Source organism: Tsukamurella sp. PLM1 (genome assembly GCF_023168325.1).
Classification (GTDB): domain Bacteria; phylum Actinomycetota; class Actinomycetes; order Mycobacteriales; family Mycobacteriaceae; genus Tsukamurella.
On the sequence record NZ_AP025688.1, the window covers coordinates 726,573 to 743,495 of the forward strand.

At 72.0% G+C, this 16,923-nt stretch carries 19 protein-coding genes and 3 pseudogenes; 14 read left to right on the plus strand and 8 right to left on the minus strand.

Going from position 1 to position 16,923, the window contains the following annotated elements; translation table 11 throughout:
• Positions 1 to 12 precede the first annotated feature (12 nt).
• From MTP03_RS03850 to MTP03_RS03860, 3 genes are read left to right on the plus strand one after another with little or no spacing between them, the layout of a single operon-like run.
• Complete coding sequence (locus MTP03_RS03850) at positions 13 to 684, plus strand: metallophosphoesterase (RefSeq protein WP_248490812.1); 672 nt, start codon at positions 13 to 15, stop codon at positions 682 to 684.
• Positions 681 to 1,166 carry a metallophosphoesterase gene (locus tag MTP03_RS03855; protein ID WP_248490813.1) on the plus strand — a complete coding sequence of 162 codons (486 nt, stop codon included), beginning with the start codon at positions 681 to 683 and terminating at the stop codon, positions 1,164 to 1,166. The genes MTP03_RS03850 and MTP03_RS03855 overlap by 4 nt, the downstream gene beginning before the upstream one ends.
• An 18-nt stretch (positions 1,167 to 1,184) precedes the next feature.
• Positions 1,185 to 1,637 (plus strand): DUF2510 domain-containing protein, encoded by a 453-nt coding sequence (locus tag MTP03_RS03860; protein ID WP_248490814.1) that lies wholly within the window; start codon positions 1,185 to 1,187, stop codon positions 1,635 to 1,637.
• Positions 1,638 to 1,715: 78 nt separating this feature from the next.
• Here MTP03_RS03860 and rnhA read toward each other — a convergent pair whose 3' ends face one another.
• Positions 1,716 to 2,243: a ribonuclease HI gene (rnhA, locus tag MTP03_RS03865; RefSeq protein WP_371820956.1), complete on the minus strand. Its 528-nt coding sequence runs from the start codon at positions 2,241 to 2,243 to the stop codon at positions 1,716 to 1,718.
• A gap of 33 nt (positions 2,244 to 2,276) precedes the next feature.
• Here rnhA and MTP03_RS03870 point away from each other — a divergent pair, with 33 nt between their 5' ends.
• The gene (locus MTP03_RS03870; RefSeq protein WP_248490816.1) at positions 2,277 to 2,876 is read left to right on the plus strand and encodes a pyridoxamine 5'-phosphate oxidase family protein; all 600 of its coding nucleotides are present in this window, start codon (positions 2,277 to 2,279) and stop codon (positions 2,874 to 2,876) included.
• A 30-nt stretch (positions 2,877 to 2,906) separates the two neighbouring features.
• Here MTP03_RS03870 and MTP03_RS03875 read toward each other — a convergent pair whose 3' ends face one another.
• Positions 2,907 to 3,257 (minus strand): hypothetical protein, encoded by a 351-nt coding sequence (locus MTP03_RS03875; protein WP_248490817.1) that lies wholly within the window; start codon positions 3,255 to 3,257, stop codon positions 2,907 to 2,909.
• Positions 3,258 to 3,451: 194 nt separating this feature from the next.
• Here MTP03_RS03875 and MTP03_RS03880 point away from each other — a divergent pair, with 194 nt between their 5' ends.
• From MTP03_RS03880 to cobF, 3 genes are all read left to right on the plus strand, one after another.
• Positions 3,452 to 3,721, plus strand: coding sequence for a hypothetical protein (locus MTP03_RS03880; protein ID WP_248490818.1), 270 nt, complete (start codon positions 3,452 to 3,454; stop codon positions 3,719 to 3,721).
• 367 nt (positions 3,722 to 4,088) lie between these two features.
• The gene (locus MTP03_RS03885) at positions 4,089 to 4,712 is read left to right on the plus strand and encodes a TetR/AcrR family transcriptional regulator (RefSeq protein ID WP_248490819.1); all 624 of its coding nucleotides are present in this window, start codon (positions 4,089 to 4,091) and stop codon (positions 4,710 to 4,712) included.
• The gene (cobF, locus tag MTP03_RS03890) at positions 4,709 to 5,467 is read left to right on the plus strand and encodes a precorrin-6A synthase (deacetylating) (protein ID WP_248490820.1); all 759 of its coding nucleotides are present in this window, start codon (positions 4,709 to 4,711) and stop codon (positions 5,465 to 5,467) included. Before MTP03_RS03885 ends, cobF begins: the two co-directional genes overlap by 4 nt.
• Position 5,468: 1 nt before the next feature.
• Here cobF and MTP03_RS03895 read toward each other — a convergent pair whose 3' ends face one another.
• Positions 5,469 to 6,221, minus strand: a complete 753-nt coding sequence (locus MTP03_RS03895) for a 3'(2'),5'-bisphosphate nucleotidase CysQ (RefSeq protein WP_248490821.1) — start codon at positions 6,219 to 6,221, stop codon at positions 5,469 to 5,471.
• A gap of 22 nt (positions 6,222 to 6,243) precedes the next feature.
• On the opposite strand from MTP03_RS03895, the pseudogene MTP03_RS03900 reads away from it, so the two are divergent.
• Positions 6,244 to 7,115, plus strand: a pseudogene (locus tag MTP03_RS03900) (DNA-formamidopyrimidine glycosylase family protein).
• 211 nt (positions 7,116 to 7,326) lie between these two features.
• On the opposite strand, the gene MTP03_RS03905 reads toward MTP03_RS03900, so the two are convergent.
• From MTP03_RS03905 to MTP03_RS03915, 3 genes and pseudogenes are all read right to left on the minus strand, one after another.
• The gene (locus MTP03_RS03905; protein ID WP_248490822.1) at positions 7,327 to 7,938 is read right to left on the minus strand and encodes a DoxX family membrane protein; all 612 of its coding nucleotides are present in this window, start codon (positions 7,936 to 7,938) and stop codon (positions 7,327 to 7,329) included.
• A gap of 12 nt (positions 7,939 to 7,950) precedes the next feature.
• Entirely contained in the window at positions 7,951 to 9,195 is a 1,245-nt protein-coding gene (locus MTP03_RS03910; RefSeq protein ID WP_248490823.1) for a PLP-dependent aminotransferase family protein, read from the minus strand.
• 67 nt (positions 9,196 to 9,262) lie between these two features.
• A pseudogene (locus tag MTP03_RS03915) lies at positions 9,263 to 9,460 on the minus strand (GntR family transcriptional regulator); the annotation flags it as partial.
• 61 nt (positions 9,461 to 9,521) lie between these two features.
• Between MTP03_RS03915 and MTP03_RS03920 the strand changes: the two are divergent.
• From MTP03_RS03920 to MTP03_RS03930, 3 genes are all read left to right on the plus strand, one after another.
• Positions 9,522 to 10,253: a YitT family protein gene (locus tag MTP03_RS03920; protein WP_248490824.1), complete on the plus strand. Its 732-nt coding sequence runs from the start codon at positions 9,522 to 9,524 to the stop codon at positions 10,251 to 10,253.
• The gene (locus MTP03_RS03925) at positions 10,172 to 10,909 is read left to right on the plus strand and encodes an SDR family oxidoreductase (RefSeq protein ID WP_248490825.1); all 738 of its coding nucleotides are present in this window, start codon (positions 10,172 to 10,174) and stop codon (positions 10,907 to 10,909) included. Before MTP03_RS03920 ends, MTP03_RS03925 begins: the two co-directional genes overlap by 82 nt.
• Positions 10,910 to 11,119: 210 nt before the next feature.
• A complete protein-coding gene (locus tag MTP03_RS03930) occupies positions 11,120 to 11,347 on the plus strand; it encodes a hypothetical protein (protein WP_248490826.1) in 228 nt (75 codons plus the stop codon).
• 38 nt (positions 11,348 to 11,385) lie between these two features.
• On the opposite strand, the gene pgi is transcribed toward MTP03_RS03930, so the two are convergent.
• Positions 11,386 to 13,047 (minus strand): glucose-6-phosphate isomerase, encoded by a 1,662-nt coding sequence (pgi, locus tag MTP03_RS03935; protein WP_248490827.1) that lies wholly within the window; start codon positions 13,045 to 13,047, stop codon positions 11,386 to 11,388.
• A 68-nt stretch (positions 13,048 to 13,115) separates the two neighbouring features.
• Between pgi and MTP03_RS03940 the strand changes: the two are divergent.
• Positions 13,116 to 14,576 (plus strand): annotated as a pseudogene (locus MTP03_RS03940) (NAD-dependent succinate-semialdehyde dehydrogenase).
• Positions 14,577 to 14,649: 73 nt separating this feature from the next.
• Here MTP03_RS03940 and MTP03_RS03945 read toward each other — a convergent pair.
• A complete protein-coding gene (locus MTP03_RS03945; RefSeq protein ID WP_146561708.1) occupies positions 14,650 to 14,934 on the minus strand; it encodes a chorismate mutase in 285 nt (94 codons plus the stop codon).
• An 88-nt stretch (positions 14,935 to 15,022) separates the two neighbouring features.
• Here MTP03_RS03945 and MTP03_RS03950 point away from each other — a divergent pair, with 88 nt between their 5' ends.
• A complete protein-coding gene (locus MTP03_RS03950; RefSeq protein WP_248490828.1) occupies positions 15,023 to 15,349 on the plus strand; it encodes a hypothetical protein in 327 nt (108 codons plus the stop codon).
• Positions 15,298 to 16,869, plus strand: a complete 1,572-nt coding sequence (locus tag MTP03_RS03955; protein ID WP_248490829.1) for a hypothetical protein — start codon at positions 15,298 to 15,300, stop codon at positions 16,867 to 16,869. Before MTP03_RS03950 ends, MTP03_RS03955 begins: the two co-directional genes overlap by 52 nt.
• Positions 16,870 to 16,923 lie beyond the last annotated feature (54 nt).

Here is a 16,923-nt window from a genome sequence, read left to right on the forward strand (position 1 = left end):
GGGATTCTCGTCGTGCCGAGTGGTATCGCCGTGCTCTTGATCGTGATCCTGGGCGCGCTCGTGTTGGTGCAGCGCCGGGTGGTCGCGCACTGGACGACGCGCCCCGCGCGCCTCGTCGGGAACCTGCTGCTGGTCGCGGCGGGGCTGCTGACGGGGGCGGCCGCGGTCGGCCTGCTCGCGGGTGCCGGCGCTATCGATCCGGCCGGGGTCCGCTGGATCAGCGCCGCCGGTCTCACGTGGCTGGCCACCGTGTTCTACCTGCTGCTCACGCTGATCGTGCTGGGGGTGGTGTGGGTGCTCGGCCGGGTGGTGCGCCTGCTCCGTCCCGGGTTCGACGGTGCGCCGCTCCGCCGCGGCATCGCGCTCGCCGGGGTCGTGGCCGCGGTCGCGGCCACCTTGTACGGGCTGGTCGAGGCGGCCACGCCGCGGGTCACCCACACGGACGTGCCGCTCGCGTCGATGCCCGCGGCGCTGGGGACGGTGAAGGTCGCACTGATCACCGACATCCACGCCGGGCCGGTGCGCACCCGCGCGTTCGTGCAGGACGTCGTGGACCGGACCAACGCCGAGAAGCCGGACCTGGTGCTCCTGGGCGGAGACCTCATCGACGGCACGGTCGCGCAGATCGGCGACCACCTGGCCCGCTGCGCGACCTGCGCGCGCCGATGGGGGTGCTGGCGGTGACCGGGAACCACGAGTACTACGCGGGCGACGCCGTGAACTGGGTGCAGCGCTGGCGCGACGTGGGCGTGCGGCCGCTGGTCAACGAGTCGGTGCGGGTATCGCGGGATGGACCGAACGGCGGTTCGTCGGTCACCGTCGTCGGGGTCAACGACCGCAAGGGCACCGCGCCGCTCACCCCCGACTACGACGCCGCCTTCGCCGGAGTGCAGCGCTCCGAGTTCACGATCGCCGTCGCGCACGAGCCGCTGCAGGGACGCGAGTTCGCCGCCCGCGGCGCTGACCTCCAGGTCGCGGGCCACACGCACGGCGGCCAGCTGTGGCCGTTTCGGTACTTCGTCCGCCTGCAGCAGCCCGCGCTCGCGGGGCTCGAATCGGTCGACGGGATGCCGGTCTACACCAGCCGCGGTGCGGGTGCCTGGGGCCCGCCGGTGCGGGTGGCGTCGCCGCCGGAGATCGCGATTCTGCAGCTGCGCGCGGCGTGATCCGCACATAATCGGCGCATGGCCGGTCGGATGAACGTACGCGCGAGTACCGAAGTCGGGCCGGTCCGGGTGAGTGTGGCACCGTCGGCCCGCCCGGCGAAACCCGCCCGGCCGGCGGGGCCGGCGAAGCGCAGGGCGCTGGCCACGGGGCTGAAGCTGCCGCGGAAGGCGGAACTGCCGCCGCCCGTGGCGCCGCGGGGCTGGTACCCGGACCCGGAGGATCCCGGCCGCATGCGCTGGTGGAACGGTGCGAAGTGGACCCGCAAGTTCGCCGAGCCCGGGACGCGCGAGCCGAATCCGCGGGACGGGCGGGGCGGGAAGGTCAGCGCCCGCGTCGCGGACGTGCCACCGAAACTGCGTCCCGTGCGCCCGCCGCAGCGGCGGGTGACGTCGCGGCTCGCCCGGGCGACGACGAACCTGGCGTCGTACCCCCGGCGTGCCGAGCGCTCCGGGCGCTCCGGGCGGGAGTAGGGCACGGTGTGGTCGCCACTGCTATTCAGAAGGTGAATAACTCCAGGTCCGATGCTCGCGCGCGAGGTCTACCTGGGGTTATTCACTATCTGAATAGCTGCTGCGGTAGGTGGTCCCACCGGCCGTGCGCGCGGCGGTCGACGGCGACCGCGGCCCACCTCGGCCCAGCGCCTCACCCTCGGCGTCCCGGGCCTCCTGCGCGCCGCGGGAGGCCAGCTGATCGGCCAACTCGTTGCCCTCGTTGCCGGCATGACCCTTCACCCAGCGCCACTCGATCTCGTACTGCGCTGCGGCCCGCTCCAGCCGTTGCCACAATTCGACGTTCTTGACGGGCTGCTTGCTCGCCGTCTTCCAGCCGTTGCGCTTCCAGCCCGCGACCCACTTGGTGATGCCGTTCTTCACGTACGAGCTGTCGGTGTAGAGCACCACCGGGAGCGGGCGCGTGATCGCCTCCAGCGCGGAGATGGCGCCCATGAGTTCCATGCGGTTGTTGGTGGTGTCCTTCTCGGCGCCGTACAGCTCCTTCTGGTGCGCACCGAAGCGCAGCACCGCACCCCAGCCGCCGGGCCCGGGATTGCCCAGGCAGGCACCGTCGGTGTAGATCACGATCTCGTCCGCCACGTGTCGTAGCGTAGTTGCGTGCCGAACAACCACTACCACCACCTCGTCTTCGGCGACGAGGCGCTGGCGCGGCAACGGGCCAACGGCAGCTACGTGGCCTACGGCCGGCAGCTCGAACGCGGCGACGACGGCCCGCAGGCCCTCACCGACCGCGAGCTGCTGATGATCAGCCGTGCCGATCAGTTCTGCCTGGCCACGATCACCCCGCACGGATGGCCGTACCTGCAGTACCGCAGCGGCCCCGCCGGTTTCGTGCAGCACGACCCGGCGACGGGGCGGCTCGGCTTCATCGATCTGCCGGGCAACAACCAGTTCGTGACGCTGGGCAACCTCGCTGACGACGACCGGCTCGCGATGTTCTTCGTCGACTACCCGCGGCGGGTGCGACTCAAGGTATTCGGGCGCGGCGCGGTGCGCGAGACCGCGGACCGTCGCATCATCGAGGTCACGGTCGAGGCATACGACTGGAACTGCCAGCGCAGCATCATCCCGCGCTTCGACCGCGAGTACATCAAGCAGCTGGGCCAGGCGTACCAGAAGGTCGCCGCGGAGCGGGAGGCGGAGCTGCAGGCCGAGATCGACAGACTGCGCGCCCGCGTCGCCGAGCTCGAGCGCTGAATCCTCGCGGGCCGCTGAGCGAGCGCCGGATCAGAGCGGCCCGGTGGGCCCGTCGAAGCGCGGGTCGCGTCGCGGGATCGCCTCGGTCTCGGGCTTGGGCGAGACCCGTACCGGACGCGGCGGCCGCTTGACCACGACGGTGTGCTGTTCGGATGGCACCGTCGGGGCCGGCGGCGTCGCGCCCTGCGGCTGCGGCGGTATCGCGGTCGGCCAGTTCCGGTCCCACTCCGGTTGCGGCCGGCGCTGCGCGACCGGCGCGATCGCGGTCACCTGGTGCTCGTCGGCCTGCGGCGGCTCGGGGTTCGACGGTGCTGCGGGCCCCTGCACAGAGGACGCGGGCCGGGCCCACCCGGCGTCGGCGCCGGGACCGTGCGGCGGCACCGGGCCGGGGGCGCGGCGTTCGCCTGCACCGGGGGCACCGGCTGCCCCGGCACCGGCTGCCCCGGGTTCGCCGGGGCCGGCGCGAACGGTGCCGCGGGCGCCGCAGCAGGTGCCGGACCGGGGTGACGGCGGACCGTCGGGCGAGGAGCAGCGCGAGGGAGCCGAGCAGCAGCGCCACTGCTCCGCCGATCACGATGTACGGACCGGCCGCCGCGGTGGTGTCGACGTCGACCGACAGTCCGGCGACGGGGACGGCCTGGTGGCCGGTGGGGATGATCAGGGCGTACGCCGCGACGCCGAGGGCCGCGAGCCCACAGAGCCCTGTCACCGCGCCCGCAGTGCGCCCGAGGGGCGAGCGGAGGAACGCGCCCGCCGCGGCCGCGGCGACGGCGGCCACGGCGAGCACGATCACGGTCCAGCCGGCCCACGCGGCGTCGGTGGCGATCGCGGAGCTCACGTCGTAGCCGTCGAATTCGGGCATGGTGACCGCGCCCACGCCCGAGATCTCGGCCTCGAGGCTCCGTCCCGAGAGGAGACTGCCGAGCCCGCTGAGGTCGGGAGTCGCGGTGAACCAGGGCAGGAAGGCCGCGACGATCAGTACCGCGCCGCCGATCGCGGCGAGAGCGAGCCCGGCCAGGCGCGGCAGGACGCCGCCGGATGCGGCGGGTACGGACGAGGAATCGGGCATTGCGGGCCTCCTAGAGCGAGTCGGTTCCCACCGTACGACGCACTGGTTGGCGGTCGCTGAACTCGCACCAAAGCGGTGGCTACCGACGGGTACACTGAGCGGATGAAACAGCGACGCGCAATCTGTCCCACGGGGACGGTCGGATGACCGCGGCGCTGCAATCGACCGACGACGCCAAGGGGCGCGCGCGCACCCGTCGGCGCCTGATCCGCGCGGCTTACCTGGTGTTCGCGCAGCACGGGTACGGCTCGACCAATGTCAAGATGGTGTGCGAGGCCGCGGGTTTCACGCGGGGCGCGTTCTACTCGAACTTCACCAGCCTCGAAGAGCTGTTCATCGAGGTCTGGAAGTTCCACGTGCAGTGGATCATGGACGTCATGGCCAAGGTGGTCGACACCTACGTGGTGGCGGGCGCCGATTACGGCAAGCTCATCGAGATGGCCGTCCGCGCGATCCCGGTCAACGAGCGCTGGCAGCGCGTGAACGGCGATTTCGTGGCGCTCTGCACCCGCACCCCGGAGCTCAACCAGACGGTCCGCGACGCCCAGCAGATGCTGCTCGCCAACATGATCCCCACCGTGATGCACGTGCTCGAGGCGGCCGGCCGCCGCGTGACCAAGCCGGAGGCGCTCGGCTACGCGCTGCTCGCGGTGCACGAGGGCACCGCCTCGTACTGCGTGATCGACCCGGACAACGAGATCCTCAAGCAGAACCGGATCGATCTGCTCACCGCGACCCTCAACATGTACAGCGAGCCGATCGCGTGACCCGCACGGCGCTGGTCATCGGCATCGGCGCCGGTGACCCGGGGCACGTCACGGTCGGCGCGATCGAGGCGATGCGCGCGGCCGACGCCCTCTTCGTCCTCGACAAGCCGAACGCGGGCACGCTCACCGGCATCCGGCAGGAGATCGTGGACCGGCACGCGCCCGGCGCGAAGGTCGTCCTCGTGCCGGATCCGCCGCGGGACCGGTCCGCCGAACGCGGCGCCTCCCGGCCCGACGGTGCCTATGCCCGGAACGTCGCCGACTGGCACGACGCCCGCGCTGCGGCGCTGGCCGCGGCGATCGCGGAGCACGTGCCCGACGGCGGGAGCGCGGGATTTCTGGTGTGGGGCGACCCGTCGCTGTACGACTCGACGCTGCGGGTCGTCGAGCGCGTGGCCCGCACGCTCCCGCTGGCGCCGAAGGTGATCCCCGGCATCACCAGCGTGCAGGCGCTGACCGCCGCCCACGCGATCCTGCTCAACCGCGTCGGCGAGCCGATCCATATCACCACCGGCCGGCGCCTGCACGAGGACGACGGCCGCAACACAGTGGTGATGCTCGACGCCGACTGCACCTTCCGTGAGACCGCCGAGCCGACGGACCACATCTACTGGGGCGCCTACCTCGGCACGCCCGACGAGATCCTGATCGATGGACCCGTCGGCGAAGTGGGCGAGCTGATCGCCCGCACCCGCGCCGAGGCCCGCGCGAAGCACGGCTGGATCATGGACGTGTACCTGCTCCGCCGCCCCTGATTCAGTTCAACGCGTCGAGCACCTTCTCCGCCAACTCCGGCCGGCAGATCACGAGGTCGGGGAGGTAGGGGTCGGGGTTGTTGTAGGTGAGCTCGCTGCCGTCGAGGCGCGAGCAGTGCAGCCCCGCGGCCCGCGCGACGCCGACGGGGGCGCAGGAGTCCCACTCGTACTGGCCGCCCGCGTGCAGGTACACGTCCACCTGCCCGCTCACCACGGCCATCGTCTTCACGCCGGCCGAGCCGAGCGAGACCGGCTGTAGCCCCAGCTGATCCGCGACCCGGAACATGCCCGGGGTCGCGCGGCTGCGCGACAGCGCGAGGTTCCCGGTGAGCGCGCCGGTCGGTGCGGTGACGGTGTCGGACCGGAACATCTGGCCCGTCGCGGGCAGCGAGACCGCGCTCTGCACCGGCCGTCCGTCCTGCGTGAGCGCGACGTGCACGGCGTAGTCCGGACGGTGCGCGGCGTAGTCGCGGGTGCCGTCGAGCGGGTCGATCACCCACACCCGATCGGCGGCGAGCCGCTCGGTCGAGTCGGGGGCCTCCTCGGAGAGCACCGCGTCGTGCGGGCGGTGGGTGCGCAGGACGCGCGCGATCCATGCCTGCGCGAGGCGGTCGCCGGTGTCGCCGAGCAGCGGACCGTCGAGCAGCGATCCGTGCCGGATGGCCTGCAGGATCCGCCCGGCACCGTCGGCGATCTCGGCCGCGAGGTCGATGTCGGACAGGGCGCCGCCGCCGGAACGGCCGAAGAACGTCATACCCCCACCCTAGAGTGGGGTCATGCCGGAGCTTCCCGAGATCGCCGCGATCGCGGACTACGTGGGCGCCAAGGCCGTCGGCACCGCCGTCCGCAGGGTGGACGTGGCGGCGCTGTCGGTGCTCAAGACCTACGCGCCGGGCCCGCACGACCTGGTGGGCGCCACCGTCACCGGCACCCGCCGGATCGGCAAGTACTTCGTCCTCGATGCACGCAAGGGCGACGATGCCCGGCCCTCGTCGTGCACCTCTCCCGGGCCGGGTGGCTGCGCTGGTCCGAGAAGCTGTCGCCGACACCGCTCAAACCGGGTGGCAAGTCGCCCATCGCCCTGCGTGTGCACGTCGGACCGGAGGGGGAGGGCTTCGATCTCACCGAGGCGGGCACGCAGAAGCGGCTCGCGGTGTGGATCGTGCGCGACCCGCAGGAGATCGAGATGGTCGCGACGCTCGGTCCGGACGCGCTGGCCGTGACCCGCGACGAGTTCGGTGCGATCCTCGTGGGCTCGCGGGCGCAGCTCAAGACGCTGCTGCGCGACCAGCGCACGATCGCCGGCATCGGCAACGCTTACTCCGATGAGATCCTGCACACCGCCAAGCTCTCGCCCTTCGCGGCGGCGAAGTCGCTCGACGAGGCGCAGGCCGACGCCCTGTACGCCGCCATGCGGTCCGAGCTCGAGGACGCGGTCGAGCGGTCCGTCGGGCAGCACGTGGCCACCCTCAAGGCAGAGAAGCGATCCGGGATGAAGGTGCACGCCCGCACCGGCAGCCCGTGCCCGGTGTGCGGCGATACGGTGCGCGAGGTCTCGTTCGCCGACCGCTCGTTCCAGTACTGCGCCACCTGCCAGACGGGCGGCAAGGTGCTCGCGGACCGTCGGATGTCGAAACTGCTGAAATAGGCGAAACCGCCCTGAGGGTCGGCATCGCGTGGCGTTGACGGGCAGGCGCCCTACCTCAATAGGAATGAACTGGGGTGCCAGCGCACCTGTGACGCCCCGGAACCCGACATCGTGAAGCGCAGGCGCGATGGACGACGATGCCGCCGGACCCTGGGTGAGGGGTCCGGCGGCATCCGTGTTCCAGCGGCCGGTGAGTGCCGCTCCGGCGGGACTACTTGATGAGCTTGTCCGCGCCGTCGTTCTTGCCGGTCTCGGGGTCGTAGTCGCCCAGGATCACGTCGCCCTCGGCGGCCTCCTCCTCGATCGCCTCGGACACAGCCTCGGCCTGGGCGAGCGCGGCGTTGCGGCGCGCGATGGTGATCGCACCGCCGGCGACGGCGCCACCGAGCGCGACGGCCGCGAGCCACGGCTTGTTCAGGCGGTCGCCCAGCAGGTGGTCGACGGAGTACTTGCCGGGGCCGGTCAGGGCGAGTGCTGCGGCGGCGGTGCCGAGCACCACCTGGTACTCGAGGCCACCGCTCTGCGCGGCGAAGCCGTTGGGCCGGTGCACGTCGGCGGCCACGATCATCGCGCCCACACCGCCGGCGGCGGCCAGCGGGGTCGCGGCACCGAGCGCGAGCGCGGCGCCCGCGAACTCGCCGGCACCGGCGATGGCGGCGTTCGGCTTGCCGGGGGCGAAGCCCATCGACTCGAAGCCCTGGCCGGTGCCCTCGAGGCCGCCGCCGCCGAATGCGCCGAACAGCTTCTGTGCGCCGTGGTACGCCAGCGTGCCTCCCACGACGGTACGCAGGGCCAACAGTCCGAGGTCACGGGTCTTGCTCACGATGGATCCTTCCTAGAGGTGCGAGGTACTGAGACATTCAACCGGACCGTGGTCCGAGGCATTCCGGGTGTGCCGGGAGTCACACGACGAGCTGCCCGGCCAGGTCGGGCACCGTCGCGCCGCCCGTCGCCCGACGGTACGCGGTCCCCACCGATTCGATCGCGCCTTCCAGAACGTCCGACGGCAGCGAGTACGGGATGCGGATGTTCCGCTCGAGGGCACCGTCGACCCCGAAGGCCGAGCCGGCGGCGATGCGCACCCCGAGTCCGGCGGCCGCTGCGGCGGTGGCGGTCCCGACCGGGCGCGACAGCGTGACCCACAGACACAGGCCGCCGAGGCCGGGGACGCCGTGGCGCCGGGGAGGTGCCGCGCGACGGCGGCGCGGGCCACTGCGCGCGACGCGCGCAGCGAGTCGAGCCGTCCCGGCAGGAAGTCCGCGAGGTGATCGAGCGCGTACGCGGCGGCGAGCTGTTCGAAGACCGCACCCGCGAGGTCCATGTCGTAGCGCGCGGCGGTCAGGGAGTCCGGCGAGGTCTCGGTGCGGATCCACCCCACGCGCAGGCCCGCCCACACCGTCTTGCTCGCGGATCCGAGCGTGATGATCCGGGCGCCGCGCGGCGCGAAGGCGGCGACGGGCGGCGGCGCGGGAACGTCGAGCGCGAGCTCGGCCATCGTCTCGTCGACGACGATCGGCACCCGGTAGCGCGCCGAGATCTCGCCGAGCCGCGCCCGCCCGGCCTCATCGAGCAGCAGGCCGGTCGGGTTGTGGAAGTCCGGGATGGTGAAGATGATCCGCGGATTCTGCTGTTTCACAACTGCTTCCAGCTGGTCCAGGTCCCAGCCGTGCTCGGGGTGCAGCCCCACCGCGATCGGGCGGGCGTTGTGCCGGCGCAGCGCCAGGATGGTGCCGTGGTGCGTCGGCTGCTCGATGACCACCCGGTCGCCGGGGTGCACCAGCGTGTCCAGCACCACGCGCAGCGCGTGCTGCGCGCCGGAGGTGACCAGCACCTGCTCGGACGACGTCGGCAGGCCGCGGTCGGTGTAGCGCCGGGCGATCGACTCGCGCAGCGCCCGCACGCCGCCGGGGTACAGGCCGATGCCCGCCAGGTACGGCGGAGCGCACTCGAGGGCGTGGCGGTATCCGTCGTGCACGATCTGGTCCGGGGCCGACGGTGCCGCGATGTTCAGCCGGATCAGGTCGGCCTCGGCGCCGGTGTCGGCAGGTTCGGCGGGCGCGGAGTGCGGCAGCGTGAGCACGCTGCGCGCCCTGCCGGGACTGCAGGTGGCCGCTGTCGCGGAGCTCGGCGTACGCGGCGGTCACCGTCGTTCGGCTCACCTGGAGGTGGGCGGCCAGGGCGCGCTCGCTCGGCAGCGCGGTCCCGACGGGGACCCGCCCGTCCAGTACCAGCAGGCGCAGCGCCTCGGCGAGCGCGACGTAGGCCGACCGCGGACCGTCGGGACGCCACGCGCCCAGTTGCTTGGTGAGGGCGGCCGCGCCGACGGTGCCAGTTGACGGGAACACGAAGCCAGTATGTCAGAACTGGCTATGGAATATCAGTCCACCACGCGGGATGGTTGTCGGCATGATGATCCGATTGCTGAAGCTGTTCGTGGGCCTGTGGCTGTACGGGACCGCGATGGTGGCCATTCTCAAGGCCGGCCTGGGCAACATGCCGTGGGACGTGCTGCACCAGGGGCTCGCCGGGAAGTCGGGGCTCTCGGTGGGCGTGACGTCGATCCTGGTGGGCGCGGTCGTCCTGCTCGCGTGGGTCCCGATCCGGCAGAAACCCGGGTTCGGCACCGTCGCCAACGTGGTGGTGATCGGCGTCGCGTTCGACGCCATGGCCCCGCTGTTCCCCGCGAACCCGGCCCTGGTGATCGCCGTGCCGATGATGCTGGGCGGGATCGTGCTCAACGCCTTCGCGACGGTGCTCTACATCGGGGCCGGGATGGGCCCGGGCCCGCGCGACGGCCTGATGACGGGGCTCGTCGCCCGGACGGGCGGCTCGGTCCGGGTGGTGCGCACGTCGATGGAGGTTGCGGTCGTGGTGGTCGGGTTCGTGCTCGGCGGCACGCTGGGCGTGGGGACGGTGCTCTACGCCGTCGGTGTCGGGCCGTTGATCCAGCTGTTCGCGCGCACCGGCTTGGGCGGCCCCGCGCTGGCGGCCCGTGGCGACGCGCACGGCGCTCCGGCTCCCGCGGCGGATGACCATGCCGCGGTTAAGGTGAGTGAATGCGGATCCTCATCACCGGAGCCAGCTCCGGTCTCGGCGAAGGCATGGCTCGGACGTATGCGGAGCGCGGCGAGGACGTAGGTCTCCTCGCGCGGCGCCTCGACCGGCTCGAGGCGCTGCGCGCCGAGCTCACCGCCTGCCCGAAGTCCGGCGCCGTCGCGATCGAGCAGCTGGACGTCACCGATTTCGCCGCGGTCCCGGTGGCGATCGGCACGGTCGTGGAGCGCCTGGGCGGCCTGGACCGCGCGATCATCAACGCCGGCATCGGCAAGGGCGCGCCGCTCGGCACGGGGAAGGCGTACGCGAATCTCGAAACGGTGCAGACCAACCTCACCGGCGCGCTCGCGCAGATCGAGGCGGTGCTGGAGGTGTTCCGCGCGCAGGGGCGCGGGCACCTCGTGCTCATCTCCTCGATCGCCGGCCAGCGCGGCATGCCCAAGGCGCAGACCGCGTACTCGGCGAGCAAGGCCGGGCTCACCGCGCTCGGCGAGGGCCTGCAGGCCGAGTTCGCGGACAGCGACATCACCGTCACCGTGATCAAGCCCGGCTTCATCGAGACCGACATCAACAAGGGCGTGAAGACGTCCATGAAGGCGTCGCTCGACGACGGCGTGAAGGCCCTCGTCAAGGCCATCGACCGCGAGCCGAAGGAGGCCGCTGTGCCGCCGTGGCCGTGGACCCCGCTCGGCGCCGTGCTCCGGCACGCCCCCGACGAGCTCACCCGCCGCCTGATCTGACACCTGCCGCCTGAGTGGCGCCCGTTGTCCTCCTGCCACCGCGGGTCCGAGAACCGCCCGCGCGCTGCCGAAACCGCGGTCGATGCGCCGGCTCACCCGGGAGGACTAGGGGGCCAGCCCTGAGGCGGCCGCGCCGAACCTGGGGGATCGGCCCGGATGTGCCGCGACACCGAAGTTCCTAGCGTGAATAGGGACGAAAGGTGGTGCGAAATGCGCACGTTCATCAAGGCAGCAATGATCTCGACGGTGGCCGGCGCGGGCCTGTTGCTCGCGGCGGCCCCTGCCCACGCGGATCCGGACATCAGCGATTACGCCACGGGCAGCATCGGCGAATCCTGTGCCGGTTACCCGCTCGGCAAGCTCGCGCTGGAGCGCAGCCAGGGCTTCGTGCTTACCTGCACGAGCAACGGCACCTGGCAGATCCCGAAGGAGCCCTGAGCGGCTCCGTCGACCGCGGCTCCCGCGCGGACCGCGGCTCAGACCGCGCGCCCGCGCGCGGTCCGGTACCAGCGCACCTGGGCGTCGGTGGAGGAGTCGAGATCCGCGGCGGGCGGCGCACCGTAGGACGCGATGACGGGGAGGAGGGCGTTGGCCTGCACCTTGCCCAGCTCCACGCCCCACTGATCGAACGCATTGATGCCCCAGACGGCGGCTTCGGTGAATACCTGGTGCTCATAGAGGGCGATCAACTGCCCCACGACCGACGGGGTGAGCTTCGGTGCGAGGATCGTGGTGGTGGGCCGGTTGCCGGGCATCACCTTGTGCGGCACGACTTTCGAGTCGGTGCCTTCAGCGGCGATCTCGTCGGCGGTCTTGCCGAAGGCGAGCACCTTGGTCTGCGCGAACAGGTTGCTCATCAGGAGGTCCTGCATCGTGCCGACGCCGTCGGTGGTGGGCAGGTCGTCGGTGGACTCGGCGAACCCGAGGAAGTCGGCCGGGACCAGACGGGTGCCCTGGTGCAGGAGCTGGAAGAAGGCGTGCTGGCCGTTGGTTCCCGGCTCGCCCCAGAAGATCTCGCCGGTATCCACGGTGACGGGAGTGCCGTCGACGCGCACCGACTTGCCGTTCGATTCCATCGTGAGCTGCTGCAGGTAGGCGGGGAACCGCGCCAGGTCCTGCGAGTACGGGAGTACCGCGCGGGACTGCGCGCCGAAGAAGTCGGAGTACCAGAGCCCGATCAGCCCCAGCATGAGCGGCGCGTTGCGCTCGGCCGGCGCGGTCGCGAAATGCTCGTCGACGGTGCGGAATCCGGCCAGGAACTCGGCGAACCGCTCCCGCCCGATCGCGACCATCACGGACAGGCCGATCGCCGAGTCGACCGAGTAGCGGCCGCCGACCCAGTCCCAGAACCCGAACATGTTCGCGGTGTCGATGCCGAACGCCGCCACCTTCTCGGCGTTCGTGGACACGGCCACGAAGTGCTTCGCGACCGCCGCGTCCCCGATCTCCAGCTTGCTCAGCAGCCAGTTCTTCGCGGCGTGTGCGTTGGTGAGCGTCTCCTGCGTGGTGAAGGTCTTCGACGCGACGATGAACAATGTGGTCGCCGGGTTGAGCTGTGCCAACGTGGCGGAGATGTCCGCCGGATCGACGTTGGACACGAAGTGGCAGGTCAACCCGCGCTGCACGTACGCGCGGAGCGCGCCGTAGACCATCGCGGGCCCCAGGTCGCTGCCGCCGATACCGATGTTCACCACGTCGGTGATCGGCTCGCCGGTGGCGCCGCGCCACGCGCGCGAGCGCACCGCGTCGGCGAAGTCGCCCATCTTCTCGAGGACGTCGTGCACGTCGCTGCTCACGTTCTGCCCGTCCACCGACAGGTCCGCGCTCGACGGTGCGCGCAGGGCCGTGTGCAGGACCGCGCGGTCCTCCGTGGCGTTGATGTGGGCACCGTCGAACATGCGCTGCCGCAGGCCCGCGACGTCGGCCGCGTCCGCGAGGCCCGCGAGCAGCGTGAGCGTCTCGCGGGTGACCCGGTGCTTCGAGTAGTCGATGTACAGATCGCCCACCCGGAACACGAACTCGGTGCCGCGCTCCGGGTCGGCGGCGAACAGCTCCCGCAGGGTGGTGCCCGAGATCTCGCGGTGGTGATCGACGAGGTTCCGCCAGGCGGGGGACGCGGTGATGTCGCTGTCGCTCATGGATACAAAGCCTAGTGCGACTCGCGGTCTCCTGCGCGGCTTCGGCGAGTGCGGTTATCGTGGCTGACATGGCTACCGAACAGCGCGTGCGTGACCTCCTCGACCGCGTCCCCACGGGGATCTTCGTGAGCGGAACTTTCCGCGACTCCGGTTCGGGCGCAACCTTTCCGGTGCACGACCCTGCCACCGAGGAGATGCTGGTGGAGGTCGCCGACGCCACGCCCGAGGACGGCGTCGCCGCACTCGACGCGGCCGTCGCGGCGGGACCGGCCTGGGCCGCGACGCCGGCCCGGCAGCGCGCCGAGATCCTCCGCGCCGCGTACGAGGGCCTGATCGCCCGCACCGAGGACTTCGCGCTGCTGATGACGCTCGAGATGGGCAAGGCGCTGCCGGAGTCCGTCAACGAGGTGAAGTACGGGGCGGAGTTCTTCCGCTGGTTCTCCGAGGAGGCCGTCCGCATCGCCGGCCGGTACACGCCCGCGCCCGCCGGCACCGGCCGGATCCTGGTGAGCAAGGCCCCCGTCGGACCCTGCCTCGCGATCACGCCGTGGAACTTCCCGCTGGCGATGGGCACCCGCAAGATCGGCCCGCGCTCGCCGCCGGCGCCACGATGCTGGTCAAGCCCGCCGGGCTGACCCCGCTCACGATGCTGCTGCTCGCCGAGGTGCTGCGCGACGCGGGCGTCCCGGACGGCGTGATCTCCGTACTGCCCACCTCGAAGTCCGGCGCGCTGACGGGCCCGCTGCTCGCCGACCCGCGGCTGCGCAAGCTCACCTTCACCGGCTCGACCGAGGTGGGCGCCGCGCTCGTCGCGCAGTCGGCCCCCGGCATCCTGCGCACGTCGATGGAGCTGGGTGGGAACGCCCCGTTCGTCGTCTTCGACGATGCCGATGTGGATCAGGCCGTCGCGCAGGCCCTGCTCGCCAAGCTGCGCAACGGCGGCGAGGCGTGCACCGCGGCGAACCGCTTCCACGTGCACGAATCGGTGGTCGAGGAGTTCACGGACAAGCTCGTCGATGGGATGGCGAAGTACGTCCTGGGCCGCGGCGTCGACGAGGGCGTCACCATCGGGCCGCTGGTCTCCGCCGACCAGCAGAGCATCGTCTCCGAGCTGGTGCAGGACGCGGTCGCCAAGGGCGCTTCGCTGCGGCTGGGTGGGGTGGCGCCCGAGGGGCCGGGCCACTTCTTCCCCGACGGTTCTCGCCGGCGTCCCCGCCGACGCCCGGATCCTCACCGAGGAGGTGTTCGGCCCCGTCGCCCCGATCGTCGCGTTCGCCGACGAGGACGCGGGCGTGGCGGCCGCCAACGCCACCCAGTACGGGCTGGCGGCGTACATCTTCACCAAGGACCTGGACCGCGCGCTGCGGGTGGCCGACCGGATCGAGTCCGGCATGGTCGGCGTGAATCGCGGCGTCATCTCCGACCCGGCCGGACCGTTCGGCGGCATCAAGGCCTCGGGCTTCGGTCGCGAGGGTGGCAGCGAGGGCATCGAGGAGTATCTGGAGACCCGCTACATCGCCCTGCAGTGAGTCAGACCCGGACCTGCCGGAACTCGGGCGCGACCTCGGCGATCCCGTAGGAGGGGCGCGGACCGTCGGGCCGCTACCGGCCGAGCGGGCCCCGACCCAGCCGGAGCAGCAGCATCGCCAGGGTGTGGCCCTCGCGGCCGAGCTCGGAGAACCGCTCGAGCACCTTCATCTCCCGCGAGTGCACCAGGCGGGTGCCGCCGGACGCCATGCGCGTGCGGCCGATGATCCGCGAGACCTCACTGCGCCGCTTGACCGCGGCCAGGATCTCCGCGTCGAGGCGGTCGATCTCCTCGCGCAGCGCCTGGATCTCCTCGTCGGCGAGCGGCGTCTCGGCGCCGGTGTCGTCCGGTGTGCTCATGCTTCGATTTTTCCACAGTCGGGGTGCGCATCCGGTGCTCAGGTGTCGCGGCCGGTGCCGCCACGGAGTGATCACTACCATCGACCGGGTGCCACGTCCGACCTCCTCGCCCGATCCGCGGCGCGTGCTGTGGATCGGCGCGGCGCTGCTGATCGCGGCGCAGCTGCTCGTGCGCGGGTACGTGCTGGCGCGGGGGAGCTTCTACTGGGACGACGTCGCGTTCATCGGTCGGGCGTCGCGCCCGCTCACGGACCCGGGCGCGTGGTTCGTCGACTACGACGGCCACTTCATGCCGGCCACCCTGTTCGCGGCGGCCGCGATCACGAAGACCGCGCCGCTGAGCTGGCCGTCGCGGCGGCGTCGGTGCTGGTGCTACAGGCGGTGGCGTCGGTGGCCACGCTGCGCGCACTGGTGATCGTCGCGGGCCGGCGGCCGGTGGTGCTCGTGCCGTTCGTGTTCGTCCTGTTCAGTCCGCTCACCCTCACGGCGACGGCGTGGTGGGGGTCGGCGCTCAACGCCCTGCCGCTGCAGATCGGGCTGGCCGTCGGCGTCGCCGAGACGGTGCGCTACCTGCGCGGGCACCGTCGGTCCGGGGCGTACGCCGTCCTCGCCCTGCTCATCACCCTGCTGTTCTTCGAGAAGGCCCTCGTCATCCCCTTCGTGGCCCTCGCGACCGCGTGCCTGCTGCCGTTCCTGCGCCGGCATCCGCGCCCGGTCCGGACGGTGCTGCGCCGGGGCCGGGGCCTATGGGTCGCGTTCGCGGTGGTCGTCGCGGCGTGGATCATGCTGTGGCTGTCGGTGACCGCGTCGCGTCCGGGGCAGCACACCGTCGGGTTCACGGCCCGCGTGCTGTGGCGGTCGGTGAACGCGGTCCTCGCCCCCGCGACGTTCGGCGGCCCGTGGACCTGGCGACGCACCAATCCCGGTCCGCCACTCGTGGTGACCGATGTCGCGCTCACCGTGGCCGGGCTTCTCGCGATCGCCGCGATCCTGGCGGCCACCTGGCGGTTCGCGCCGCGCGGGCTTGCGGCGTGGGGTGCTGCGGGCGCGTACTTCCTCGGCGCCTCATCGACGGTGTTCTTCCTGCGCAGCTCGGAGTACACCTCGTCGCTGCTGCCGCTGTCGCTGCGCTACTTCGCGGATTTCGCGTGGGTGCTGGCGCTGGCCGGTGCGCTCGTGCTGCGCTCGGCGCCCCGTCGAACCCCGCCCCGAGGGGTGGTGGGCCGGCGCGTGCCCGCGGGCCTTCCGGCGTTCGCGCGGGACCGCTGGTTGTGTACCGCATTGGTGATCGCCTTCGCGATGAGCGGATCCTTCTCCGCTGTGCGCTTCGCGCCCCTGTGGCACGACAATCCGAGCGGCCCCTACCTGCAGAACCTCCGCGCCGGCGTCGCCGAGTACGCCGACCGCGAGGTGCTCGACCAGGAGGTCTACGGCGATGTCCTGAGCCGGCTCTCCGGCCCGTACAACCGGCTGTCCCGGATCCTCGCGACGCAGCCCGCCCGCCCCCGGTTCGCCGAGTTCGCGGGGGAGGCCACCGTCGTCGACCGGGAGGGGCGGTTCCAACCCGGCAAGGTCACCCGCGTGCGCAGCCTTCCGCTGGGGCCGTACCCGTGCGGCACCCGCGTCGACGACCGTGCCCACGTCACGCTCGCGTTCGAGGGGCCGCTCGCCTACTGGGACTGGGTCGTGCAGTTCAACTACCTCGCCTCGTCCGACGGTGTCGTCTCCCTGCGGCAGCAGCGCGGCGCGACCGAGGTGCGGGTGCCGGTCCGCAAGGGCGCGCACACCGTCTACGTCCGAGTGGCGGGTACAGGGGACGGCCTGATCGCGCGGGCGGAGACGCCGGGCCTCGTCGCCTGCGTGGGAAGTGGGCCGGTCGGCCTGTTGATCCCCGCGTCGATCCCGGACCCGCCGGCGAACCCCGCGCCCCGCTGACCAGTAGTTATTCCACAGCGTGGATTAAAGGTGCGACAGGTGAACGGATGGTGT